Consider the following 23310-nt stretch of genomic DNA (forward strand, 5'->3'; position numbering starts at 1 on the left):
AAATAAGGGAAATCAATTCATTGATTTTCGGTTGCTCACCACAAAGAAGGAAAAACCACGCTTTTTCCGCCTTTGTCAACGAGCTAAGGCGGGGCTTGCGCCCCGCCTGATTACCAATCCCGACACAGGATGAAGGTAAGAGAATTGCAGATTAGAAGCGATACGTCAGGCTGACGGCAACAATATCATCGTTGGCCAATTTCAGTTTGTTATCGTCGCTCAGCTGGTTGATTTGGTAATCAACGTAGGTGTACATATTTTTGTTGAAGTAGTAAGTCGCCCCCACTTCCACGTATTTCACCAGGTCGGCATCACCGATCCCTTCGATATCCTTGCCTTTGGACTGCACGTAAGCCACGGAAGGACGCAGACCGTTCTCGAATTGATACTGGGCCACAACTTCGAAGTTTTGCGTTTTATTCGCGAAACCGGAAGTGCCGTTGACGCTGATCGGCGTCATGTTGCGGGTTTCGGCATACATCGCAGCCAGGTAAACCTGGTTGGCATCGTATTTCACCGCGGTGGTCCATGCGGTGGCGCTGTCGCCTTTACCGTACTGCAGCGCTTTTTGAGCGCTGGTGCGGTTGGAGTCGGAGAACGCCGCCGCTACGCCGATGCCGGAACCGCCGATGTCCTGATAGTCCAGAGACAGGCCGTAACCGTCGCCGTTTTGCTTGGTCACGCTGCGGCCGTCGCTATCGTTTTTACCCTGGTACTGCACCGCCAGATTCAGGCCGTCCACCAAACCGAAGAAATCACGGTTGCGGTAGGTGGCCAAACCGTTGGAACGGGCGGTCATAAAGTTATCGGTATAGCTGTAGGAGTCGCCGCCGAACTCCGGCAGCATGTCGGTGTAGGCCTCGGCGTCATAGACCACACCGTAGTTTCGGCCGTAGTCGAAAGAACCGTAGTTGCCGAATTTCAGCCCCGCGAAGCCCAGACGCGTTTTGGTGCCGGTAGTGCCCTGCGCTTCGTCGTGATTGGCCTGGACGTTGTATTCCCACTGGCCGTACCCGGTCAACTGATCATTGATTTGCGTTTCGCCTTTGAAGCCCAGGCGAACATAGGTCATATCACCGTCGTTGGATTTACTGTCGCTGAAATAATGCTTGGCGTTAACGCGGCCGTACAGGTCGAGTTTATTGCCATCCTTATTGTAGATTTCAGCCGCGTTGGCGAAGGAGGTGATCGCCCCGAGGGCGACAGCTAAGGCTAATACACTGCGTTTCATCATTTATTTTCCTAGATATTATAATTAGAACCCTGCCCGTCACGCCCATTTATAATTTGGGCTGTGATTTTATCTTTTGGTATTTTATGAGCACCCCTAATACGGGGGTGATGTGACATTAGCATCATGAATCAAAACTTAAAATCAAAAAGTTCATGAAACAACGAGGAGAAAGCATGTTTATTTGTAACTAAACATTACAAAACAAACATCACACAACCAATTGAATATATGAATATTTTGCCACATAAGTTATAACCAAAATGGTGCAACGCACCAATATGGTGCATTTAGGTTTCGTTTTGCGTGCTTTCTGCGCGATTCAAAAGTAACAATAAAATTAGCATGGTTATTAAAAACGTTACTTATTTCACATTTTTGTCTTAACATATTCACCAGGCAATTAAGACTTTCAGCTAATCATCTGACACCGCCTTTTATTCATTCACATAAGGGAATCTCTTCAGAACGAATAAAATTCGCCTTACGGCAATTAAAATAGCGGGAAATAGCAGACTAAAATAATGAAGGGAATAACGGCAGCGCGCTGAGGGCGCCGCCGTGGATAAATCAATACAGCGTAGAACGGGAAATTTCGCTCAACAACATACCGGCACGCAGGCCCAACGCCACACCGGGGTTAGGGAACAGTATCCACGCCCCCTCCTGGCCCACGCGATACTCCTCCTGCGGCTGCTCGCACAGCAACATCCCCGGTTTCAGCTCGGTGAAGTTGGCCGTGTCATCGTCCAGGTGCAGCTTGAAATCTTCGCTGTGCTTGATCAACGAGTGCATCACACGGAAAACCCGAATCTCGGCGCCCGCACGCATCGGCAGGGGCCCTTCGCTGACCGCCGCCCGCAGCGCGCGATCGATGGCGGCGAATTGCTGCAGATCGTTACTGCCGAACGGCCGCGCCTTGCCCAACTCGAGCGTACAGCTCGCCGCATTGAGATGTTCGCTGGAGTAGTGGCTAAAGGTACCGCCCGGCGCGCTGTGCACCACCAGCGCATCCAGATCGGCGGCATCCAGCAGCTGCAACATCGGCTCGCTGTACGGGCGTTTCTGGAAGGGCAGAATGCCGAAGCGCGGCAAACGCGATTCACGGATGGCGGTGTGCAAATCGTAGTGGAAACGCGCCGCCTGCTCGCCATCGAAAAAGGCGGCGAGCGCACGCTCCAACTGCTGCGCGCGCACGGTTTCGCCGCTGGCGGCGAAGTTGCGGTAGCGGCCGCCGAACATGCGGTTCATATCGCTGTGCAGATAACGCTTGCCGGCCCGCATCGCCGCCGGGTTACCCAGCACCACCAACAGCCGCACCTTCAGCGGCAACCGGCCGGCCAGCAGATCGCCGACCAGCTGATTGAGCAGTTCAATCGGCGCGGTTTCGTTGCCGTGCACGCCCGCCGACATCACCATCGCCTGGCGGTAAGGCTGCCGCGGCGTGAGCTCCAGCACCCCTTCCCCCTGCCAGCGCCAGCGCAGCTGTGGTGTTTCACCCTGCCATTCGACGGGTTCGTTCCCTTCCAGCGTCAGGGGCAGTAGATCGATCATGCCGCCTCCCTTAGCGTTGGAATGGATAGATGGAACCGAGGCCGAGGATCGACGTCAGCGAATCCAGCGCCTCGCGCCCTTCGCGCAGCAGCAGCGGATCGGCCAGGTCATCCTGCGTCAGGCGATCGCGGTAATGACGATCCACCCATTCGTTCAGCGTCGCAAACAGCCGCTCGTTCATCATCACGCGCGGATTGACCGCTCTCAACTCTTGTTCGTTGAGCGCCACCCGCAGCCGCAGGCAGGCCGGGCCGCCGCCGTTGCGCATGCTTTCGCGCAGGTCGAACACGCGGATTTCATCGATCGGGCCGCCGCTGCCGACCATGTCGTTCAGATAACGCCACACGCCGGCGTGCTGACGCGACTCTTCCGGCACCACGATCATCATCCTGCCGTTCGGTTTGGTAAGAATTTGGCTGTTGAACAAGTAGGTCGCCACCGCGTCCGCCACCGAAACGCGCTCGGTCGGCACCTCGATCGCCACCAGCTCGCTGTCCAGCGACGCCATCTTGCGGCGCACTTCATCCAGCGCCTGCTGCTGGCGGTGAAACGCCTGCTGGTGGTGGAACAGTACATTTTGGTTGCTGACCGCAATCACGTCGTTATGGAACACGCCCTGATCGATCACCGCCGGGTTTTGCTGCACGAAGACCGTATGCTGCTCGTCCAGCTGATGCAGGCGAGCGATCGCCTCACCGGCTTCGCGCGTCTGGCGCGCCGGATAACGCGCCGGCGCCGTTTCGCCGCCGAACTCCTGCCGACCGTAGACGAACACCTGCACGCTGCGCCTGGCGTAGTCGCCGCCCAAACGGTTGTGGTTGGCGGCCCCTTCGTCGCCGAACAACGCCACCTGCGGCAACGCCTCATGGTGGGCGAAATGCCGATCGTCGCTGAACATCGCCCGCAATACGGCGGTGGTGGTTTCCGCTTCGATGGCGCGGTGGAATTTGTTGTTCAGGTTGGCGGCGGTGAAATGCACCTTGCCGTCGGCGCTGTCCGCCGAAGGCGACACGGTGGCCGCATTGGCGGTCCACATGCAAGATGCCGAGCTGAGCGCCGACAGCAGGCGCGGCGACTGGCGCATCGCCTGCGCCAGCACCGCCTCATCGCTGCCGCTGAAACCCAGGCGCCGCAGCATCGGCAAGTGCGGCCGCTCCTGCGGCGGCAATACTCCTTGCTGGAAACCGAGATCGGCCAGCGCCTTCATTTTCAGCAAACCTTGTTTCGCCGCCAGCTTCGGGTTCGATACGCTGTTTTGGTGCTGCGTCGAGGCCTCATTGCCGAACGACAGCCCGGCATAGTGGTGCGTCGGCCCCACCAAACCGTCGAAATTGACTTCATATCCTGACATGGCTATCCCCTGGGGATGGCCTGCGGCGGCGCCATCGAGCCGCCGCAGACGATTAACGGAACGACAAGCCCGGCGAGAGCGTCGCCGGCAGCGACAGGCTTTCGCTTTCCAGCGAAGCCATCGGCCAGGCGCAATAGTCCGCCGCATAGAAGGCGCTTGGGCGATGGTTGCCGGAGGCCCCCACGCCACCGAACGGCGCCGCGCTGGACGCCCCGGTCAGCGGCTTGTTCCAGTTGACGATGCCGGCGCGCGCTTCCAGCAGCAGCCGCTCGAACAGCGCGCGCTGCGGCGATACCAGCCCCACCGACAGGCCGTAGCGCGTCCGGTTGGCCAGCTGCAGCGCCTCGTCGAAATCGCGGTAACGCACGATGGTGGTCAAGGGGCCGAAATACTCTTCGTCTGGTACGCCGGCCACGCCGGTCAGATCGACGATGCCCGGGCTGAGCAGCGAACTGCCCGGTTCCAGCAGGCGCATGCTCAGCAGCGATTTGCCGCCCAGCGCCAGCAAGCGCTGCTGCGCGTTCAGCATGTTTTCCGCCGCGGCTGCCGACACCACCCCGCCCATGAACGGCTGCGGTTCGGCATCCCAGCGGCCGACGCGCAGTTCGCCCGCCACCTGGACCAAACGTTCGATAAAGGCATCGCCTTCCGCCCCCTGCTTCACCAGAATACGGCGTGAACAGGTGCAGCGTTGGCCGGCGGAGATAAACGCCGATTGGATAGCCAGGTTGACCGCCGCATCGCGATCGTCAAAACCGTCGACGATCAGCGCGTTGTTGCCGCCCATCTCCAGCGCCAGGATCTTCTCCGGCTGCCCCGCCAATTGGCGATGCAGGTGATAGCCGGTGCCGGCGCTGCCGGTAAACAGCAGGCCATCGATATCCGCACTGGCCGCCAGCGCTTCGCCGGTCTCGCGGCCGCCTTGCACCAGGTTGATCACCCCGTCCGGCAGACCCGCCTGCAGCCACAGCTTCAGGGTCTCCTCGGCGGTCAGCGGCGTCAGCTCGCTCGGTTTGAATACCACGCAGTTGCCGGCCAACAGCGCCGGCACGATATGGCCGTTCGGCAGATGGCCGGGGAAGTTGTAAGGCCCGAACACCGCCAGCACGCCGTGCGGACGATGGCGCAGCACCGAAGCGCCGTCGGCCATCGCCGTCTGGCTAAAGCCGGTGCGCGTCTGATAGGCCTGCAGCGAAATGCCCACCTTGCCGATCATCGCCTGAATTTCGGTCAGCGTTTCCCAGCGCGGTTTGCCGGTCTCGCGGCTGATGGTTTCCGCCAGCGACTGCTTGTGTTCTTCCAGCAAGGCGGCGAAGCGTTTTACCAGCTGTTCGCGCTGCTCGAACGGCGTACGCGCCCAGGCCGGGAACGCGGCGCGCGCGGCCTCGCAGGCGGCGGCGACGTCGTCGGTATCGGCGGCGTTGGCGCGCCACAGCGGCTGGTTGCCGACCGGATCGGCCTTGCCGAACTCGGCGCCGCGGCCCTGCCGCCAGACGCCGTTAATCAACAGTGCAGGATGAGACATCATGCTTTCTCCTGTGCAATAAGGGGGAGCACCCGCACCGGGCTGCCCTGCTCGACGCCCAGCGCCGCCGCGGTGGCGGCGTTGAGATGCAGGCGGTCGTCATACAGTTCGGCATTGACCAACAGTGCGCGGTAGTGCTGATAGTTGTCGTTGGCCACCAGATGCACCGGCGCATCGGCGCGCATCGGCGTGTCATCCAGCACCACTTTCACCAAGCGGCTCTGCTTCACCGCGCGGATGTGGTCGATCTCGGCTTCCAGCGTCGGGCCGCCGTCGAAGATATCGACGTAGCCCTGATAGCTCAGGCCTTCCGTCTCCAGCAATCGGCGCGCCGGCAGGGTTTGCGGATGCACTTCGCCGATCACTTTCTGCGCGTCTTCGGCCAGGAAATCGACATACAACGGGTGTTTCGGCATCAGTTCGGCGATAAACGCCTTTTGCCCGGTGCCGCTCAGGTAGTCCGCCTTGGCGAACTCGATGGAAAAGAAATGGCGCCCGACGCTCTCCCAGAACGGCGATCGGCCGTTTTCATCGGAGAAACCGCGCATCTCGGCGATCAGGCGCCGGGAGAAACGTTCGCGGAACGCGGCAATAAACAGGAAACGCACCTTCGACAGCAGCTTGCCGTTCTCGCCGTGACGATAATCCGGATCGAGGAACAGCGTGCACAGCTCCGAATGGCCGGTATGGTCGTTGCTGAGGAACAGCGTCGGCACCGATTTATAGACGTTCAGCTGTTTGGAAGCGTGCACCTGCGTGCCGACGCGGAAGCTGTACCAGGGTTCCGCCAGGCCGACGGCCACTTCGATCGCGCAGACCCCGACCACCTGACGGCGCTCGCTGTCTTCCAACACGAACAGATAACACTGGTCACTTTGCGGAAGTTCGCCTTGCCAGGTTTTTAACGCCCGCTCAATGCGTGCCGACAGGGTATCTTCATTTTGCGGCAGTGAAGTGAGACCGATGCCGGATTTACCGGCCAGCGTCAATAAATCCGCCAGATCGCGACGCTCTATAGGGCGAATAATCATCATAATGCGAACCTCTTCTGAATCAGGCTGCGCCGGTGAAGGCGCAGCCCGCTGATTAGCTGCAAATGCGCGCCACGGCGCGCGCGAATCGCGCCAGCCCCTCTTTCACATCCTGCTCAGGGATGATCAGCGACGGCGTGAAACGCACCACGTCCGGGCCGGCGATCAGCGCGATAACGCCTTCTTCGTTGGCCAGTTGGGTGATCTGCTTCGCTTTGCCTGCATAGTCTTTCGTCAATTGGCAGCCGATCAGCAAACCGCCGCCGCGAATGTCGGCGAAGATCGGGTACTGACGGTTGATGTCGTTCAACCCGTCGATAAACCACTGGTGACGCTGTTTGACGCCCTCCAGCACTTCCGGGGTGTTGATGATGGAGAACACCGTCCCCGCCACCGCCGTCGCCAGCGGGTTGCCGCCGTAGGTGGTGCCGTGGGTGCCGACGCCCAGCGTTTTCGCCAGCGCATCGGTGGTCAGCATGGCGCCGATAGGGAAGCCGCCGCCCAGCGCTTTGGCGGTGGTCAGCACGTCCGGCACCACGCCGTACTGCATGTAGGCATACAGATGGCCGGTGCGGCCGACGCCGGTCTGCACTTCGTCGAAGATCAGCAGCGCATTATGACGATCGCACAGCTCACGCAGCCCCTGCAGGAAACTGGCTTCCGCCGGCAGCACGCCGCCTTCGCCCTGGATCGGCTCGACGATCACCGCGCAGGTGCGATCGTTGATAAGCTCGGCCGCCGCGGCCAGATCGTTGTACGGCGTATGGGTGATGCCGCCCGGCAGCGGCGCAAAGTCCTGCGAGTATTTTGGCTGGCCGCCGGCGGACACGGTAAACAGCGTGCGGCCGTGGAACGCGTTGTTGAACGCCACAATCTGATCTTTACCGGCGCCGTGCTGGTCGTGCGCATGCTTGCGCGCCAGTTTCAGCGCCGCTTCGTTGGCTTCGGCGCCCGAGTTGCAGAAGAACACCTTGTCGGCGAAGGTGGCGTCGATCAATTTTTTGGCCAGGCGCAGTACCGGTTCGTTGGTATAGCCATTGCCCAGATGCCACAGTTTGCCCGCCTGCTCCACCAGCGCCGCCTTGACCGCCGGGTGCGCATGCCCCAACGCGTTAACCGCGATGCCGCCGGCGAAGTCGATGTAAGACTTACCCTGCTGATCCCACACCTGCGAGCCTTCTCCCCGCACCAGAATAAAATCGGCAGGGGCATAAACCGGGACCATCCAGTCATCGAAAGACTGGCGGGTAACTGCGATTGGCTGTTCCATAGTGACCTCATAATCTCAGCAAAGGCTGAATTTTGACTGTAAGGGCCGCTCAGGCCCGGCTAGGCCGCCACATTGCAAAAAAACCGTTGTTCAAAACCGACTTTCACGGCGGAGAAAATGCTGCCCCTTACCGCTGATTTAGAAACAAATCTGTTACATAAAATCGGTTTTTCACTATTTATGGCGTATATCCGGTCCCTGAGCGGGGAGTAAATGTTAACGAGCAGTTAAAATACATGTCGTTTGATAAAGAGTGTAGAGCAGCTATCGTGCCAAAACGGGATTTTTACCGGATTTTGCTATTTTTGACGTTAAAACAACGGCTTATATTGCATAGTTATTCATTTTCTATGCATTGGTAATGCATAAATTAAAAAATAAGGCCTAAAATCATCATTGCGCGCGAAATCCTATTCAATTGCGAAAAACTTCAGGATTTCTGATCGGGCTCGCAAAAATAATTTCGTCCGATTTGCTCGCTATCACACTTTTTGCCCCCAGCGGGTGCAGCAGTGCGCCAGAATGGTGCATCGCGGCAGCGACGCGAGACCCCACCGGCCAAAAGGGGCCACGCTGGCCGCGGCTCCTGCTTTGTGCGCCAGCGACTACACTGTGATCCTGACCGCCCCTTCTCTTTTGCGCACAAGGAGTCCCCATGCCCAAGAAAACCGTCGATCTCAGCCAGCCGCACGCCCAACACGACATCCGCGCGTTTCTCGACGCGCTGAATGCCGGCGGCGGTAAACCTATGGAACAGATGAAGCCCAAAGAGGCGCGCAGGGTGTTGGAGGACGCGCAACGCAGCGTCGAGGTGCCGCTGCGCGAGGTCGAGATCAGCGAGAAAACCATTCACGTAGAAGGTCAGGATATTCTGCTGCAGCTGGTGCGGCCGGCCAGGGTCAAAGAGGCGCTGCCGGTATTCATGTTCTTCCACGGCGGTGGCTGGGTGCTGGGCGATTTTCCCACCCATGAACGGCTGGTGCGCGATCTGGTGCACAGCTCAGGTGCGGCGGCGGTGTTCGTCAATTATCCCCGCTCACCGGAGGTGCGCTACCCTGAGGCGATCAACCTGGCTTACGCCGCCACCGAATGGGTGGCCGAGTACGGCGAGAAGATCAACGTCGACGGCTCGCGGCTGGCGGTGGTCGGCAACAGCGCCGGCGGCAATATGGCGGCGGTGGTCAGCCTGATGGCCAAACAGAAAGGCATACCGGCGCTGCGCTGCCAGATCCTGCTGTGGCCCGTCACCCGCGCCCAGTTTGATACCGATTCCTATCATCAGTTTGCCGAAGGCCATTTCCTGACCCGCAACATGATGAAGTGGTTTTGGGACAGTTACGCGCCCGATAAGGCGCAGCGCAAAGACATCTACGCCTCGCCGCTCAACGCCACGCCGGACCAGCTGCGGGGGTTGCCGCCGGCGCTGGTGCAAACCGCCGAGCTGGACGTGCTGCGCGATGAGGGCGAAGCCTACGCGCGTCTGCTCGATGCCGCCGGCGTCGAGGTCACCTCCACCCGCTATAACGGGCTGATCCACGACTACGGCCTGTTGAATCCGCTCGCCCACGTCCCGGCGGTGCATTCGGCGATCCACCAGGCCGGGCGCGCGTTGAAGCACTATCTGTCCTGACGCCAGGTGTGCCGTTCAGCCTGCCGCCGCCAGCCCCCGGATAAGCTTGGCTAAGGTTTTGATCGCCTCTTCAAACCGATCGTTCCATTCAAAAGAGGCGTTGAGACGGAAGCAGTGGTTGAAATGGTCGCCGGTGGTAAACATGCGCCCCGGCGCGATGCTGATGCCCCGGGAAAGCGCGCGCCGGTAGAGCTCCATCGACGACAGCGCCGGATCCAGCTCCAGCCACAGGAAGTAGCCGCCGTCGGGCTGGCTGACCTTCACCGTCGGCGGGAAATGGTGGGCGATCGCCTGACGCATCGCGCTTTGGCGCTGGGCCAGCAGGCGCCGCAGCCGCCGCAGATGGGTATCGTAGCCGCCGTGCAGCAGATAATCCGCCAGCGCCATCTGGGTCGGCACGCTGGTGGAAACGGTGCTCATCAGCTGCAAACGCTGGATCTGCTGCGCATAACGCCCCGCCGCCACCCAGCCGACGCGAAAGCCCGGCGCCAGGCATTTGGAAAACGACGAGCAGTGCAGGATCTGGCCGCCGCTGTCGAGCGCCTTGGCCGGCAGCGGCCGTTCCGCGCTGAAGTACAGTTCGCCGTAGACGTCGTCTTCAATCAGCGAGATCTGCCGTTCGCGCAGCAGCGTCACCAGACGCTGCTTGTTGGCCTCCGGCAGGGTGGCGCCCTGCGGGTTCTGGAAATGGGTCATCAACCAGCAGGCTTTGATCGGATACTGGTCCACCGCCTGCTGCAGCGCGTCCAGATCGATGCCGTCCTGCGGATGCGTAGCGATCGCCACCGCCTTTAACCGCAGCCGTTCCAGCGCCTGCAGCGCGCCGTAAAACGCCGGCGATTCGATCGCCACATAGTCGCCCGGCTGGGTCACCGCCTGCAGGCTGAGGCTGAGCGACTCCATCGCCCCGGCGGTGATGACGATTTCGTCCGGCGCGACCTGCATGCCGCTCAGCGCATAGCGTTGGGCGATGTGCCGCCGCAGCGCGTCGTTGCCCGGCGGCAGGTTGGCCAGCGAACTGTGCGGCGTGAACTTGCGCGCCACGCTGCTCAGCGCGCGCGCCAGCTTCGGCTGGGCGAACAGCGTGGCGTCGGGAAAGGCCGAACCGAAAGGCACGATATCCGGATCCTTGCAGGCCTGCAGCACGTCGAAAATAAAGGCGTTGATGTCCACCTGCTCGCTCAGCAACAGCTTCTCGCCGCGCGAAGGCTGGGGCAGCGGCTGCGGGCGCGCCGCCACGTAGTAGCCCGACTGCGGGCGGGCGACGATCCACCCCTGGCTCTCCAGCAGTTGGTAAGACTGCACTACCGTCATCAGGCTCAATCCGGCGCGTTTGCCGCTCTCGCGCAGCGAAGGCAGTTTGTCGCCCGCCCGCCACACCCGGTTCTGGATCTGTTCTCTAATCTGCTGCGCAAGCTGCTCGTATCGGGTCATAACCATTAACTGTTATATGAAAAAGTAAAATAACTGTCACTATTATAGTCACTGTACTCCGTGCTTAACTTAACGCCAAGTATTTCACATAAAAATGACAGCTATACTCAAGAGGTTAATTTATGTTCAACCCTAGGAGGCGCCATGCTGGGTCTTGATGCACTGGAACTCGCCAGAATACAGTTCGCCTTCACCGTGTCTTTCCATATCATCTTCCCCGCCATCACCATCGGTTTAGCCAGCTATCTGGCGGTGCTGGAAGGGTTATGGTTGAAAACGCACAATGAAGCCTACCGTGAGCTTTACCACTTCTGGTCAAAGATTTTCGCCGTCAACTTCGGCATGGGCGTGGTGTCCGGGCTGGTGATGGCCTATCAGTTCGGCACCAACTGGAGCTTCTTCTCCGAGTTCGCCGGCAGCATTACCGGGCCGCTGCTGACCTATGAAGTGCTGACCGCCTTCTTCCTCGAAGCCGGTTTCCTCGGCGTAATGCTGTTCGGCTGGAACCGCGTCGGCCCCGGCCTGCACTTCTTCGCCACCTGCATGGTGGCGCTCGGCACGCTGATCTCCACCTTCTGGATCCTGGCCTCCAACAGCTGGATGCAGACGCCACAGGGGCATGAAATCATCAACGGCCAGGTGGTACCGGTCGACTGGCTGAAGGTGATCTTCAACCCGTCCTTCCCGTACCGCCTGCTGCACATGTCCACCGCCGCCTTCCTCTCCTCGGCGTTCTTCGTCGGCGCCTCCGCCGCCTGGCACCTGCTGCGCGGCCGCGATACACCGGCGATGCGCAAAATGCTGTCGATGGCGATGTGGATGGCGCTGATCGTCGCGCCGGTGCAGGCGCTGATCGGCGATGCGCATGGCCTGAATACGCTGAAACACCAGCCGGCGAAGATCGCCGCCATCGAAGGCCATTGGGAAAACCCGCCGGGCGAAGCCACGCCGCTGATCCTGGTCGGCTGGCCGGACATGGAGCGCGAAGAGACCCGCTTCAAGCTGGAAGTACCGTACCTCGGCAGCCTGATCCTGACCCACAGCCTGACCGAACAGGTGCCGGCGCTCAAATCCTTCCCGCCGGAAGATCGCCCCAACTCCACCGTGGTGTTCTGGTCGTTCCGCATCATGGTCGGGCTGGGCATGCTGATGATCCTGGCCGGGGTGTGGAGCCTGTGGCTGCGCTGGCGCGGCGGGCTGTATCAGTCGCGTCCGTTCCTGTACTTCATCCTGTGGATGGGCCCTTCCGGGCTGCTGGCGCTGCTGGCGGGCTGGTTCACCACCGAGATCGGCCGCCAGCCGTGGGTGGTGTACGGCCTGCTGCGCACCAAGGACGCGGTCTCCGCGCACGGCGATCTGCACATGAGCATCAGCCTGCTGGCGTTCATCATCGTCTACTGCTCGGTGTTCGGCGTGGGCTATTCCTACATGATGCGCCTGATCCGCAAAGGGCCGCAGCCGCATGAACACCAAGAAGACAATACCGAGGGCCGGCCGGCGCGTCCGCTGTCCGCGGTCAACGACACTCTGGACGACAGGAGCTGAACATGGGCATCGATCTTCCGCTGATTTGGTTTGTGATCATCGTGTTCAGCACCATGATGTACGTGGTGATGGACGGTTTCGACCTGGGCATCGGCATCCTGTTTCCGTGGGTGAAAGAGAGCGGCGACCGCGATCTGATGATGAACACCGTCGCCCCAGTGTGGGACGGCAATGAGACCTGGCTGGTGCTGGGCGGCGCCGCGCTGTTCGGCGCCTTCCCGCTGGCCTACTCGGTGATCCTCGACGCGCTGGCGATCCCGCTGACGCTGATGCTGATCGGGCTGATTTTCCGCGGCGTGGCCTTCGAGTTTCGCTTCAAGGCGACGCCGGAGAAACGCCATATCTGGGACAAGGCATTCATCTGGGGCTCAATCTTCGCCACCTTCAGCCAGGGTGTGGTGGTGGGCGCCGTGATCAACGGCTTCCCGGTCGAAGGCCGCACCTACGCCGGCGGCGCACTGGACTGGCTGACGCCGTTCGCGTTGTTCTGCGGGCTGGGGCTGGTGGTGACCTACGCCCTGCTAGGCTGCACCTGGCTGGTGATGAAAACCGCCGGTGATCTGCAGGCGCGCATGTATCATCTGGCGACGCCGCTGCTGGCGATCCTGTTGCTGGTGCTGGCCGCGGTCAGTATCTGGACGCCGATCGCGCATCCTGAAATCGCCGCCCGCTGGTTTACGCTGCCGAATCTGTTCTGGCTGCTGCCGGTGCCGGTGCTGGTGCTGCTCAGCGCCTGGGGAATTCAGCGCGGGGTGAAACGCGGCGCGCACTACTCGCCGTTCATGCTGACGCTGCTGCTGGTGTTCCTCGGCCTGAGCGGGCTTGGCATCAGCATCTGGCCGCACCTGATCCCGCCGGCCATCAGCCTTTGGGACGCCGCCGCCCCGCCGCAGAGCCTCGGCTTTATGCTGGTGGGCGCGCTGTTCATCATCCCGATCATTCTGGTCTACACCTTCTGGAGCTACTACGTGTTCCGCGGCAAGATCAGCCATGAACACGGCTATCACTGAGAAGGGAGGACGCTATGCAAGATAAAACGGCAACCGCCGCGCCGGCGCCCTGGTGGAAACGCATCGGCTGGCTGGTGATCATCTGGAGCGCCAGCGTGCTGGGGCTGTTCGTGGTCGCCTCGCTGTTCCGCCTGCTGATGACCGCGGCGGGCATGAAGTCGCATTGACGCGGCGCCTTATCTGGCCGCGCTGGTGGGAAAGTAGAAGGAAACCACCAGCGTAACCAGCGGCAAGGCGCCGATCTTCACCAGTTCGAACGTTTGTCCGAGCACTTCATTTTTGTCCCAATACGCGTGGGCGGCGAATACGCCCACGCTGACCGCGAATATCCCGCACAATACCTGGCGCGCCAGGCGCAGCCGCTCCATTTCGTCGAAGACCAGTGAAGGATCCAAATACAACCTTTCAGCATCGAGCTGCGGGCGCTCATTTTGCGGCTTCATGGAAAAATCCCCACCACCACGGCGACTGCCTCCAGCCCCTCGTCGCTTTCACGCACGATACCGAGGCGGGAACCATCCTGTTTCATCCACTCACGGTCGGCAATCGTCATTAAAGCAAACGCCAGCCGTATGACGTCGGTTTTGGCCATCCCGTGACGCCGGGCAATATCGTTCAAACTGTCGTCGATTTCATTGGATAACCGAATCGGCAAGCTGCGCATAGTCCACCTCCTGTGGCCGTTGATTCACAGGAGGAAAGTCTACTGGAAGGGCAACTATCGTTCAATTAGTGAACTGCGTAACGCCTCGCACAATCCGCATGCAACGCTAATGTGGTTTGCGCCCCATCGCGCTGAGGAAGCGCTGCTGCAGGCGCAACAGCTCCTCCAATTCCAGCAGGCGGTAGTCGATGCCGAAACGCGGCGCTACCTCGCCGATGATGCGGCTCAGCGCCGGGTAATGGCGGTGGCTCCAGTGCGGGAACAGATGATGCGTCAAATGCAGGTTCGCCCCGCCGAGCCAGTATCCCAGCCAACGCGGCCGGGTCAGCCAGTCGAAGGTGGTGGCGAACACATGGTGATACCAGCCGTGCGGCATCGCGCCCTGCGCCGGGGCCTGGTAAAAATTGGCCTTGGCCCAGTGGGTGCCGATGATCAACATCACGAACAGCAATGAAGAAAGCATCTGGCTCAGCAAATAGACCAGCAGAATTTGCCCGATGCCGATGGCCGGCGGCAGCAGCCAGCACGGGATCGCCAGCGCCAGCAGCAGGTGCGCCGCCTTGCCCGCCAGAAATCCGCACCAGCCGCGCACGCCCTGCTGCGCCATACGGGCCGCCACGCGGGTGCGGCCCGCCCTGTCCAGCCAGTCGAACAGCCAGATGTAGTAGGGGAACGTCAGCGCCGCCACCAGCGGCCAATAGTAGCGCTGGGCGCGCATAAAGGGCCGCCAGCGCTGGAACGGCGTTTGCCGCAGCACGCCGTTGGCGTCGATGTCGGGGTCGTAATGTTCGATATTGTTATGGGCATGGTGGAAGAGCACGTGCCGCACGCGCCAGCAGTCGGGATCCAGCCCCAGCGGCACGCTCACCAGGGCGTTCAGCCAGCGGTTGGCCCAGGGCCGACGGAAAAACGCGTTATGCGAGGCATCGTGCACCACGTTCACCGTCAGGAACATGCCGATAAAGATAAAACCGAAGTAGCAAGCGAAAAACGCCCAGCCGTTTTGCTGCTGCAGGCTCAGCCCGTAACACAGGCCGCACAGCGCCAGCAGCAGCGCCACCTTCGCCAGCATGCCGCCGTCGGCGAAGCGGTGATCGCCGTTGGCCGCCAGATAATGCTGGGCGGCCTGCATCAGCGCGCGATGCAACCCGCCGTCGTCGCGCCGATAGGCTAACGGGCGCAGCGGTTTCATGGCTGCCCCATAAGGCGCAAGAAGCGCTGTTGCTGCGCCAGCAGTTCGCGATAGCCGATGCAGCGATACGCCAAGCCGTGCCGCTGCGCCACTTCCGCCAGCGCGGCGGCCAGCGCCGGATAGTGGCGGTGATTCCAGCCGGGAAACAGGTGGTGGGTCAGGTGATAGTTCAGCCCGCCGGTCAGGTGCTCCAGCCAGCGCGGCTCGGGCTGCCAGTCGCAGGCGGTGGCGAAATTGTGCCGGTACCAACCGTGCGGCATGCTGTCGCCCGCCGGCGCCGGGTAAAACTCGGCCTGCGCCCAGTGGGTGCCCAGCAGCAGGAACACCACCAGCAGTGAGGCAAACATCTGGCTGAGCGCGTAAGCCAACAGCACCCAGCCCCAACCGATGCCGTGCAGTTGGCCCACGATCAGCGGCACCACCAGCACCAGCGCCACATGAAGCAATTTGCACAGCACGAACAGCGTCCAACCGCCGCGCCCCGCCAGCACGCGTTTTTCCCGCAGCGGCGTTTTATCGAGCCGATCGGACCAATCGAAAATCCACGCGATGTAGGGCAGCGAGAGCGCGGCGATCAGCGGCCAGTACAGATGCTGATAGCGCATATGCGGCCGCCAGCGCTGGAACGGCGTCTGGCGGAAAAAGCCGTTCTCTTCGGTGTCCAGATCGTAGTGTTCGACGTTGGCGTAAACGTGGTGGTAATCCACGTGCCGCGTGCGCCAATAGTCCGGATCGACGCCCAGCGGCAGCGTCACCAGCCGCCCCACCAGGCGATTGGCCCAGGGCGCGCGCAAGAAGGCGTTATGCGAAGCATCGTGGTTGACGTTGACGTTGAGCAGCATGCCCATGGCCACGAACAGGAAATAGCAGAGGAAAAACGCCCAGGGCTGATGCTGCAGCAGGCTCAGGGCATAAAACCCGACGCACAGCGCCAGCAACAGCGCGGCCTTGGCCAGCCGCACGGTATCGGCATAGCGATGATCGCCCGCCAGGCAGGCGTGCGCCGCGCGCTTGAGATCGCGGTGAAACGCCTGCTCACCATCGGCAGGGAAACGCAGCGGCGGTAATGAGTCAGCCATGCGGTTCCTCCACGGCGGCCGGCGCGGCCACTCGCCCCCAGCCCAGCGCCACGCACAGGGCATGCAGCGCCACGGCGGCCATGGCGATATGCCAATAGCGTTGCGGCCAGCCAAGATAGCCGATAAACAGCAGCGGCATGCCCAGCGCGATCAGCAGCCAGACGGCGCTCGCCCACCGCCGCCCTTCCGTCATGCCACCCAGCGCTACCGAGCCCAACGCCAGCAGCAGCAGCAGCGCCATTTGCGGCCAGCTGATGTCGCCGTAGCCGTAACCGTATTGGTAGACGTAACCGACCACCAACGAGAACAGCAGCATGGCGCCGCTGAAGACGCTGAGCGCCGAACGGCGGTCGCGCGGCCGGCCCGGCGCCGGGCGCCATGCCAGGCGGAAATAGCGCAGAAACGGCAGATTGCTCGCCCAGAACGGGTTGGCGGACGGCCGGTCGCCGCCGACGCCGTAGCTGAACGGCGTGGTCGGCAACGCCGGGCAGAACGTGCCGAACAGCTTGTCCCAGAAGATAAAGCTGCCGCCGAAGTTCTTATTGGAATACGCCATGTCCTTGACGTGGTGCACCCGGTGGTGCGCCGGCGTGACCAGGATTTTTTCCAGCACGCCCAGCTTCAGCGTCAGCGCATTGTGGTTAAACAGCTGAATGCTGTAGTGAAAAATCGACACCGTGACGAACACCGACAGCGGCACGCCCGCCAGCGCCAGCAGCAAAAAGAACGGGATCGACGTCAACGACGAATACCAGGAGTTGCGCACCCCCAGCGACAGGTTGAAGTGCTCCCCCTGGTGGTGCACCACGTGTACCGCCCACAGCACGCGGAAACGGTGATGCAGACGGTGCAGCCAGTAGAAACCGAAGTCCCACGCCAGCAGGGCGAACAGCCACATCAGCAGCGGCGGCCAGGCGTCCAGCAGCCCCAGACTGAAATGCGCGGCCACGTAGCCGTAGCAGGTGATCTCCAGCCCGCGGAACAGCCACAGCATGATATGGCCGGAGTTCAGGTTAAACACCAGATCGTGCCAGTTGACCGGCTCACGGCGCCCCCACTGCAGCGCCACCGCCTCGGCCACCACGATGAACAGCATGAACACTATCGGCAACGCCAGTTCGCTCATCCCATTTCTCCTTTAACCACGCGCCGGCGCAGGGTCTTGATGCGCAGGGCCAACCCGCCGGCGCACAGCGCCAGCAGCGCACCACCGGCCAGATCGACAAACAAATGGCGGCGCAGTTGCAGAATGGAGAACGCGATCGCCACGCCCCACAGCATCCACAGCGCCGTTCGCACTTTGCGCTCGCCGTCGCTCAACGCCCACACCGCCAGCACCGTCAGCGCCATATGCAACGAAGGCAGGCAGTTCTGCGGCGAATCCACCTGGGTTAACGCCGCCAGCAGCTGCGCGCTGATCCCAACGCCATCGTTCTGCGGATAGGCCATGGTGGTCGGCCACAGCAGGTAAACCGCTCCGGCGCCCAGCGCCGTCAGCTGCATCGCCAGCGTCAGCCATTTGATTCGCTGCAGCGGCGCCAGCAAATAGCCCGCCGGGACGATGAGGAAGAACGACAGGTAAAGCCAAATGGCCGCCGGGCTAAACGGGATCGCCCGATCAAGCGCCGACGGCGGCAACAAAGTTCCCGTCCCCTGCAGGCGATCGGTCAGGCTATACACCACCCCGACCGTCCCCCAGCCGAGCAACATGTGCCCTAGCCTGAACAGCGTATTTTTCATGCTTCCTCCGCCTGGCGCACGATGCGCCGCCGCTTGCGATCGAACTGCGGCAACACCGCCTGCGCCGTCAACCGCCATTCGAGCCGATCGGTGGCGATGCCCTGGCGAGCGAACAGCGCGATCAGCTGCGCCTGGCAGTGCGCCAACGCCGCCGGGCTGCAATCGGCGATCAACTCCAGCCGCTGCTCGCCGCGCTGGATCAGGCAGTAATCGCTGGTCAGCGGCAGCGCATTGGCGATCGTCCGGCTGCAGGCATCTGCGAACACCGCCTGCGGTTGCCGCTGCGCATCGGGCAGCATCAGCTGATCGTCGCGCCGCCCTTCGATACGCGCGATCGCGCGCGTCGGCTGCCCGCACGGGCAGGGTTCCTTGCGCAGCACCAGCACATCGTCCAGCCGATAACGCACGATCGGCTGCGTGCTGCGGGTGAAATCAGTGATCAGCGGCGTGAAACGCAGTTCGTCGATCCACTGCGGTTCAATATGCAAAAACTCTTCGTTCAGATGCAGGGTGCCGTGCGCGCAGGTCGCGGCCAGGAACCCCTCGGTAGCCTGATACACTTCGCCAACCGCCGGAAACACCTGCATCAGCAGGCGGCGATCCTGTTCTTCCAATACCTCGGCGACCGAAATCACTTTTTTGACCGGCAGCTTCACCTGCCCGGCCAGCACCGCCAGCGCCAGGGCGCGCAGCACCTGCGCCGGCGCCACGATGATGCTGGGCGCCTGCCGTTCCAGCGCGGGCAGATGCTCGCTGAACGGCGCCAGCAAATCGTAAAACGCCAGGCTCAGCCAACGGTTGTTTACGCTGTGATAGAGGTTATTGTCCGCCCTCAGAAACAGCGCGACACGCTCACCGGCCAGCAGCCCGTCCGGCAGCATCTTCGCCAGCATGCCGCCGGCCCACACCTGCTGTTCGCGCGGGCTGACGACAAACACGCCGCGCTGCCCGGAGGTGCCGGACGACAATCCGACGCTGTAGCGGCCGATCTTTGGCGTGAAATCGCGATCCGCCTCGCTGCGCTGCGCGCAGGCCAGCACCGCCTCCCGGCTCAGCCCGGCAGTATTCATCCGGTCGAACTGCGCCATCATCAGCGCCTTGTCCATCTGCGGCCATTCGGCGAACGGCCGGCGGCTGAAGCGCTGAAAATAGGGGCTCTTGCTCAGCACCCGACGGGCAAAGCCCGCGAGCTGCCGAGCCTGATGCGCCTCCAGCGCCGCACGATCGCCAAAGCGCAGGCGCCGGGCGCGGACGTAGTGCCACAGGGTCATGAAAGGGATCACAGGTCCCCCTCGTGGCACAGCAAAATGTTGACCTGGCCGCCCGCCCACAGTTGGTTAAGCCGTTCCAGCGTGCGGGTGTACGCCACCGCGTCGTCCATCACCAGATTGGCCAAGCGCGAAGGCCCGCGCAGCGTCTGGTAGCTCTGCGGCGACCAGGCGGCGTCGCTGGCCAACAGCGTCCAGCCGGCGTCGGTGAGGATAAAGGCGCCGATATGGCCGGCCGCATGCCCCGGCAGCGGCACCAGCACGATCTGCCCTTCACTGCCCGGCAGCGCGTAACCGCGATCGAACGGCGCCAGCAGTGCGGGCAACGCCACCGAGGGAAAAGACTCCATAAACTGCAGGCGGCTCTCGAAATCCGCCGGAATCAGGCCGGGAATAAAGGCGCGCTTGAGCGCCGCGAAACCGCGCAGCCCGCGGGTTTGCTGCCAGCCTTCGCCGCAGCAAATAAAATCGAGGCGGCTGAAATCCTGCAGCCCGGCGATGTGATCCGCGTGAAAGTGCGAGACGATCAGCGCCTGGATGTCGCCTTCGGCGTAACCGGCTTCGCGCAGCTGGTGCGCCAACGACTCGGCGGGGTCGAAGTAGACCGGCGTCATGCGGCGGTAAAGGCTGAATACCCCCGACTGCGTGTGCTGCTGAAAATAAGGCGCGTAGCCGGTATCCCACAGCCAGCGGCGCTCTCCCACCTCCAGCAGATAGGCGCGCGCCGGGAATTTACACACCCGGAACCCGGCGCCGCGCAGCGCCATGCAGCCGATATGCGTGCAATAGCCCACTTCAAATACGGTGACCTTAGCCATGCTGTATGCCTCCTTGCTGCCGCAGCCACTCGCCGGTCAGGCGGATCCCCTCCTCCATCGAGTAACGCGGCCGATAGCCCAGCTCTTCGATCGCGCGCGTCTGGCTCAGGGTCATGTCGAAATGCACCGCCGCCACGCTGTAGCGCGTCAGCGGCGGTTCTTTGCCGCTCAGCGTTGCCCACAGCTCCATGCCGCCGGCCAGCGTATGCAGCAGCGGATAAGGCACGGCCTGCAGCCGGTAACGCAGCCCCAGCTCCTGGCGCAGCAGCGCATCCAGCATCTCCGCCAGCCGCTGCGGTTGGTGGTTGGTGATGTTGTACACGGCGCCGGACGGCAATCCGCGCTGCCGGCTGGCCAGCTCCATGGCGTGCACCACGTTGGGAGCAAAGGTCAGATCCAGCAGCGCTTGCCCGCCGCCGGGCAACCGCAGCACGCCGCGATCGCGTTCGAGCTGTTGCAACAGCCGCGGTACGATCACCCGATCGTGCGGGCCAAACAGGCCGCGCGGCCGCAGCATAATATAGGTGGTTTGCGGGTAGATTTTCGCCTGCGCCAACAGCCGCTGCTCGGCGGCGTGCTTGCTGGCGGCATAGTGATTGGCGAAGCGCCGGGCGCGATAACCCTCATCAAGATCGTAATGCGGCTGAAAATCGAAGTAGATTGCCGGCGTGGAGATATGCACGAAGCGCCGCACGCCGCAGCGCCCGGCCGCCTCCGCCAGTTTCTCCGTCGCCGCGGCGTTGATGCGGTGAAATTCCGCTTTGCTGCCCCAGGGCGAAGACTTGGCCGCACAGTGCCATACCCACTCGCAGTCGGTCACCAGCTCCCGGCACTGCTGCGGCGTGGCCTGCGCCAGATCGCGCGAGTAAAATTCAGCGCCCATCTGCCGCAACGCTTCGCCGGCCCGCTCATCGCGGCCGGTGGCGCGCACCTGATGCCCGGCCTCCAGCAACCACTGCGCCGCGTTGCGCCCCAGCCCGCTGGTCGCCCCGGTCACCAGCACCCTCATGGCAGCAACACCATGCCGGCCAGCGCCAGCCCGGCGGCGGTGCCGATCAGCATCACCGGCTGGCCGGGGTTGAAGCGCCCAGTGGTCACGGCGGCATGCAGCGCGGTCGGGATAGAGGCCGCCACCTGGTTGCCGTGATGGCGGTAGATATCCACCAGCGCCTCGCTGGAGACGTGCAGCCGTTTGCGCATATGTTCGAGCGACAAATGGCTGGCCTGGTGCGGCACCACGGTGGCGATCTGCCCCAGGGTCAAGCCGCTGGCGCTCAGCAGCCGGTCGAGGTAGTCCTCAATCAGCGCCGATGCCTGACGGAACAGCGGTTTGCCCTGCATATGAAACAGGAAGTCCTGCTCGCACATCCCGGCACGCGGGTTGCGGCGCGTGCCGCCGGCGCGGATCTCGCACAGTTCGCTGCCGGCGGGATAGGTTTCCACCAGGCTGGCGAGGATGCCGCCTGTGCCGTCGCCGCGCTCCACGATGGCGCAGGCGGCGCCGTCGCCGAAGATCAGCGACGACTCTTCGTGCTGCCAGTCGATGCCGCGCGAAGCGAGATCCGCCGAGACGATGGCGATACGCCGATACGTCCCGGCGTTCAACAGCCCCGCCGCCACCTGCAGCGCAGAGATAAAGCTGACGCAGCTGCTGTTGATGTCGAAGCCCGGCGTACCCGGCGCCAATCCGGCGATCTTGAGAATATGCGCGGCAGAGCACGGCAGCGCCTGTACCGCTATCGCCGAGGCGGAGATCAGCAGGTCAATCGAAGCGGCCGGAATAGTGCTGCGGGCCAGCGTGTCTTGCAGTGCGGCGGCGGCGAGCTCGGCCTGGCTGGCGTCGTCGTCGGCGTGATAGCGGTAAACGATGCCCGAGCGCTTTTCAACGTAGCCGGCCGGTTTCCCCAGGCGGGCATCGAGCGTAGAGGAGGCCACGCGGTTGGGCGGCAACGCGGCCCCGGTGGCGATGATTTTCAGAGGCAACAGCTCGGGTGAGCGACATTGTGTGGTCATTATTGTTATTGATTAACCTGACTATCCATAAAGCGATTCTCCCGCGCGGCGCGAAGGCCATGCGGATCATCCCCGGTTTTTATGTCCCAAAAGGCCTTTCATCAAGGCGCTATCTCTTGTTATCGGCTACCACGGGCCGACCTCCGTCGGCGCAAGCATAAGCGTAACATGACTGAGATAGTTAGTTTACGACAAGGCGGCGAGAATGGGCAGACGGCAGGGGAATTATCGGAATAGCGCCGCCGCTGGCGATCGGCGGCGGCGGCGGGGTCAGGCTCAGCGGCGGTTGCGCACCAACTGGTAACGGCGGGTCAGATACTCTACCGGCGCACTCCAGATATGCACCAGGCGGCAGAACGGGAACAGCACGAACAGCGTCATGCCCAGCACCATGTGCAGTTTGAAGATAATCGCCACGCCTTCCAGGTGCTCAGAGGCGCCGGCGTGGAAGGTCACCACCGCCTGCGCCCAGGCCACCAGCTTCATCATTTCGCTGCCGTCCATATGCTGGGCGGAGAACGGAATGGTCAGCAGGCCGAGGCACACCTGCACCACCAGCAACGTCAGGATCATGATGTCGGCGAAGCTGCTGGTGGCGCGCACCCGCGGATTGGTCAACCGGCGCTTCAGCAACAGCGCACCGCCGATCAACGTCATCAGGCCGCAGGCGCCGCCGGCGATCATCGCCAGCTTCTGCTTCACGTCGATCGGCAGGAAGGCCTCATACATCCAGTGCGGCGTCAGCATGCCGAGGAAGTGACCTGCGAAGATGCCGATAATGCCGATGTGAAACAGGTTGGACGCCAGCCGCATGCCCTTTTTATCCAGCATCTGGCTGGAGCCGGCGCGCCAGCTGTACTGCCCGTAGTCGTAACGCAACCAGCTGCCGATCAGGAATACCGCGCCGGCCAGATAAGGGTAAATATCGAAGAAGAACTGATTCAAAAATTGCATG

The 23310-nt window shown here is 62.2% G+C and carries 22 protein-coding genes; 4 read left to right on the forward strand and 18 right to left on the reverse strand.

The window, feature by feature from the left end; translation table 11 throughout:
• Window positions 1–151 precede the first annotated feature (151 nt).
• From ompC to ACJ8IN_RS01120, 6 genes are all read right to left on the reverse strand, one after another.
• Window positions 152–1234 carry a porin OmpC gene (ompC, locus tag ACJ8IN_RS01095; RefSeq protein ID WP_308325800.1) on the reverse strand — a complete coding sequence of 361 codons (1083 nt, stop codon included), beginning with the start codon at window positions 1232–1234 and terminating at the stop codon, window positions 152–154.
• Window positions 1235–1801: 567 nt separating this feature from the next.
• On the reverse strand, window positions 1802–2785 hold the full coding sequence (gene astE / locus ACJ8IN_RS01100) for a succinylglutamate desuccinylase (RefSeq protein ID WP_308325801.1): 984 nt from the start codon (window positions 2783–2785) through the stop codon (window positions 1802–1804).
• Window positions 2786–2795: 10 nt separating this feature from the next.
• Window positions 2796–4136, reverse strand: a complete 1341-nt coding sequence (gene astB, locus ACJ8IN_RS01105) for an N-succinylarginine dihydrolase (protein WP_101427031.1) — start codon at window positions 4134–4136, stop codon at window positions 2796–2798.
• Window positions 4137–4188: 52 nt separating this feature from the next.
• The gene (gene astD / locus ACJ8IN_RS01110) at window positions 4189–5661 is read right to left on the reverse strand and encodes a succinylglutamate-semialdehyde dehydrogenase (protein ID WP_060423778.1); all 1473 of its coding nucleotides are present in this window, start codon (window positions 5659–5661) and stop codon (window positions 4189–4191) included.
• Window positions 5661–6695: an arginine N-succinyltransferase gene (gene astA / locus ACJ8IN_RS01115; protein ID WP_060423482.1), complete on the reverse strand. Its 1035-nt coding sequence runs from the start codon at window positions 6693–6695 to the stop codon at window positions 5661–5663. Before astA ends, astD begins: the two co-directional genes overlap by 1 nt.
• 52 nt (window positions 6696–6747) lie before the next feature.
• Entirely contained in the window at window positions 6748–7962 is a 1215-nt protein-coding gene (locus ACJ8IN_RS01120) for an aspartate aminotransferase family protein (protein ID WP_033647702.1), read from the reverse strand.
• Window positions 7963–8617: 655 nt separating this feature from the next.
• Between ACJ8IN_RS01120 and ACJ8IN_RS01125 the strand changes: the two genes are divergently transcribed.
• Window positions 8618–9592, forward strand: coding sequence for an alpha/beta hydrolase (locus tag ACJ8IN_RS01125; RefSeq protein ID WP_043147591.1), 975 nt, complete (start codon window positions 8618–8620; stop codon window positions 9590–9592).
• 15 nt (window positions 9593–9607) lie between these two features.
• Here the strand turns inward: ACJ8IN_RS01125 and ACJ8IN_RS01130 are convergent, their stop codons facing one another.
• A complete protein-coding gene (locus tag ACJ8IN_RS01130) occupies window positions 9608–11026 on the reverse strand; it encodes an aminotransferase-like domain-containing protein (protein WP_033647705.1) in 1419 nt (472 codons plus the stop codon).
• Window positions 11027–11170: 144 nt separating this feature from the next.
• Here ACJ8IN_RS01130 and ACJ8IN_RS01135 point away from each other — a divergent pair, with 144 nt between their 5' ends.
• From ACJ8IN_RS01135 to ACJ8IN_RS01145, 3 genes are read left to right on the forward strand one after another with little or no spacing between them, the layout of a single operon-like run.
• The gene (locus ACJ8IN_RS01135) at window positions 11171–12571 is read left to right on the forward strand and encodes a cytochrome ubiquinol oxidase subunit I (RefSeq protein ID WP_033647706.1); all 1401 of its coding nucleotides are present in this window, start codon (window positions 11171–11173) and stop codon (window positions 12569–12571) included.
• A gap of 2 nt (window positions 12572–12573) precedes the next feature.
• Window positions 12574–13581 carry a cytochrome d ubiquinol oxidase subunit II gene (gene cydB, locus ACJ8IN_RS01140; RefSeq protein ID WP_033634913.1) on the forward strand — a complete coding sequence of 336 codons (1008 nt, stop codon included), beginning with the start codon at window positions 12574–12576 and terminating at the stop codon, window positions 13579–13581.
• Window positions 13582–13595: 14 nt separating this feature from the next.
• Window positions 13596–13748 carry a DUF2474 domain-containing protein gene (locus ACJ8IN_RS01145; protein ID WP_071605360.1) on the forward strand — a complete coding sequence of 51 codons (153 nt, stop codon included), beginning with the start codon at window positions 13596–13598 and terminating at the stop codon, window positions 13746–13748.
• 9 nt (window positions 13749–13757) lie between these two features.
• Here ACJ8IN_RS01145 and ACJ8IN_RS01150 read toward each other — a convergent pair whose 3' ends face one another.
• From ACJ8IN_RS01150 to narI, 11 genes are all read right to left on the reverse strand, one after another.
• Window positions 13758–14024 carry a hypothetical protein gene (locus ACJ8IN_RS01150; RefSeq protein ID WP_308325802.1) on the reverse strand — a complete coding sequence of 89 codons (267 nt, stop codon included), beginning with the start codon at window positions 14022–14024 and terminating at the stop codon, window positions 13758–13760.
• Entirely contained in the window at window positions 14021–14245 is a 225-nt protein-coding gene (locus ACJ8IN_RS01155; RefSeq protein WP_004934623.1) for a hypothetical protein, read from the reverse strand. Before ACJ8IN_RS01155 ends, ACJ8IN_RS01150 begins: the two co-directional genes overlap by 4 nt.
• A 106-nt stretch (window positions 14246–14351) precedes the next feature.
• Window positions 14352–15437 carry an acyl-CoA desaturase gene (locus tag ACJ8IN_RS01160; protein WP_060424024.1) on the reverse strand — a complete coding sequence of 362 codons (1086 nt, stop codon included), beginning with the start codon at window positions 15435–15437 and terminating at the stop codon, window positions 14352–14354.
• A complete protein-coding gene (locus ACJ8IN_RS01165; RefSeq protein ID WP_308325803.1) occupies window positions 15434–16516 on the reverse strand; it encodes a fatty acid desaturase family protein in 1083 nt (360 codons plus the stop codon). Before ACJ8IN_RS01165 ends, ACJ8IN_RS01160 begins: the two co-directional genes overlap by 4 nt.
• Window positions 16509–17642, reverse strand: a complete 1134-nt coding sequence (locus ACJ8IN_RS01170; RefSeq protein ID WP_308325804.1) for a sterol desaturase family protein — start codon at window positions 17640–17642, stop codon at window positions 16509–16511. The genes ACJ8IN_RS01165 and ACJ8IN_RS01170 overlap by 8 nt, the downstream gene beginning before the upstream one ends.
• Complete coding sequence (locus ACJ8IN_RS01175; RefSeq protein WP_060423497.1) at window positions 17639–18256, reverse strand: phosphatase PAP2 family protein; 618 nt, start codon at window positions 18254–18256, stop codon at window positions 17639–17641. Before ACJ8IN_RS01175 ends, ACJ8IN_RS01170 begins: the two co-directional genes overlap by 4 nt.
• Window positions 18253–19539 (reverse strand): F390 synthetase-related protein, encoded by a 1287-nt coding sequence (locus ACJ8IN_RS01180; protein ID WP_308325805.1) that lies wholly within the window; start codon window positions 19537–19539, stop codon window positions 18253–18255. Before ACJ8IN_RS01180 ends, ACJ8IN_RS01175 begins: the two co-directional genes overlap by 4 nt.
• Window positions 19536–20342 (reverse strand): MBL fold metallo-hydrolase, encoded by an 807-nt coding sequence (locus tag ACJ8IN_RS01185; protein ID WP_308325806.1) that lies wholly within the window; start codon window positions 20340–20342, stop codon window positions 19536–19538. Before ACJ8IN_RS01185 ends, ACJ8IN_RS01180 begins: the two co-directional genes overlap by 4 nt.
• The gene (locus ACJ8IN_RS01190) at window positions 20335–21351 is read right to left on the reverse strand and encodes an NAD-dependent epimerase/dehydratase family protein (protein WP_308325807.1); all 1017 of its coding nucleotides are present in this window, start codon (window positions 21349–21351) and stop codon (window positions 20335–20337) included. Before ACJ8IN_RS01190 ends, ACJ8IN_RS01185 begins: the two co-directional genes overlap by 8 nt.
• Window positions 21348–22355, reverse strand: a complete 1008-nt coding sequence (locus ACJ8IN_RS01195; protein WP_308325808.1) for a 3-oxoacyl-[acyl-carrier-protein] synthase III C-terminal domain-containing protein — start codon at window positions 22353–22355, stop codon at window positions 21348–21350. The genes ACJ8IN_RS01190 and ACJ8IN_RS01195 overlap by 4 nt, the downstream gene beginning before the upstream one ends.
• 276 nt (window positions 22356–22631) lie before the next feature.
• Window positions 22632–23309: a respiratory nitrate reductase subunit gamma gene (gene narI, locus ACJ8IN_RS01200; protein WP_308325809.1), complete on the reverse strand. Its 678-nt coding sequence runs from the start codon at window positions 23307–23309 to the stop codon at window positions 22632–22634.
• Window position 23310 lies beyond the last annotated feature (1 nt).

The organism is Serratia sp. CY31944 (assembly GCF_052169175.1).
Lineage (GTDB): Bacteria > Pseudomonadota > Gammaproteobacteria > Enterobacterales > Enterobacteriaceae > Serratia > Serratia sarumanii.

Excerpts from the sequence above, each read along its gene's own strand:
- ompC (WP_308325800.1), bottom strand. The coding sequence starts at position 1,234 with ATGATGAAACGCAGTGTATTAGCCTTAGCTGTCGCCCTCGGGGCGATC.
- astE (WP_308325801.1), bottom strand. The coding sequence starts at position 2,785 with ATGATCGATCTACTGCCCCTGACGCTGGAAGGGAACGAACCCGTCGAA.
- astB (WP_101427031.1), bottom strand. The coding sequence starts at position 4,136 with ATGTCAGGATATGAAGTCAATTTCGACGGTTTGGTGGGGCCGACGCAC.
- astD (WP_060423778.1), bottom strand. The coding sequence starts at position 5,661 with ATGTCTCATCCTGCACTGTTGATTAACGGCGTCTGGCGGCAGGGCCGC.
- astA (WP_060423482.1), bottom strand. The coding sequence starts at position 6,695 with ATGATGATTATTCGCCCTATAGAGCGTCGCGATCTGGCGGATTTATTG.
- ACJ8IN_RS01120 (WP_033647702.1), bottom strand. The coding sequence starts at position 7,962 with ATGGAACAGCCAATCGCAGTTACCCGCCAGTCTTTCGATGACTGGATG.
- ACJ8IN_RS01125 (WP_043147591.1), top strand. The coding sequence starts at position 8,618 with ATGCCCAAGAAAACCGTCGATCTCAGCCAGCCGCACGCCCAACACGAC.
- ACJ8IN_RS01130 (WP_033647705.1), bottom strand. The coding sequence starts at position 11,026 with ATGACCCGATACGAGCAGCTTGCGCAGCAGATTAGAGAACAGATCCAG.
- ACJ8IN_RS01135 (WP_033647706.1), top strand. The coding sequence starts at position 11,171 with ATGCTGGGTCTTGATGCACTGGAACTCGCCAGAATACAGTTCGCCTTC.
- cydB (WP_033634913.1), top strand. The coding sequence starts at position 12,574 with ATGGGCATCGATCTTCCGCTGATTTGGTTTGTGATCATCGTGTTCAGC.
- ACJ8IN_RS01145 (WP_071605360.1), top strand. The coding sequence starts at position 13,596 with ATGCAAGATAAAACGGCAACCGCCGCGCCGGCGCCCTGGTGGAAACGC.
- ACJ8IN_RS01150 (WP_308325802.1), bottom strand. The coding sequence starts at position 14,024 with ATGAAGCCGCAAAATGAGCGCCCGCAGCTCGATGCTGAAAGGTTGTAT.
- ACJ8IN_RS01155 (WP_004934623.1), bottom strand. The coding sequence starts at position 14,245 with ATGCGCAGCTTGCCGATTCGGTTATCCAATGAAATCGACGACAGTTTG.
- ACJ8IN_RS01160 (WP_060424024.1), bottom strand. The coding sequence starts at position 15,437 with ATGAAACCGCTGCGCCCGTTAGCCTATCGGCGCGACGACGGCGGGTTG.
- ACJ8IN_RS01165 (WP_308325803.1), bottom strand. The coding sequence starts at position 16,516 with ATGGCTGACTCATTACCGCCGCTGCGTTTCCCTGCCGATGGTGAGCAG.
- ACJ8IN_RS01170 (WP_308325804.1), bottom strand. The coding sequence starts at position 17,642 with ATGAGCGAACTGGCGTTGCCGATAGTGTTCATGCTGTTCATCGTGGTG.
- ACJ8IN_RS01175 (WP_060423497.1), bottom strand. The coding sequence starts at position 18,256 with ATGAAAAATACGCTGTTCAGGCTAGGGCACATGTTGCTCGGCTGGGGG.
- ACJ8IN_RS01185 (WP_308325806.1), bottom strand. The coding sequence starts at position 20,342 with ATGGCTAAGGTCACCGTATTTGAAGTGGGCTATTGCACGCATATCGGC.
- ACJ8IN_RS01190 (WP_308325807.1), bottom strand. The coding sequence starts at position 21,351 with ATGAGGGTGCTGGTGACCGGGGCGACCAGCGGGCTGGGGCGCAACGCG.
- ACJ8IN_RS01195 (WP_308325808.1), bottom strand. The coding sequence starts at position 22,355 with ATGACCACACAATGTCGCTCACCCGAGCTGTTGCCTCTGAAAATCATC.
- narI (WP_308325809.1), bottom strand. The coding sequence starts at position 23,309 with ATGCAATTTTTGAATCAGTTCTTCTTCGATATTTACCCTTATCTGGCC.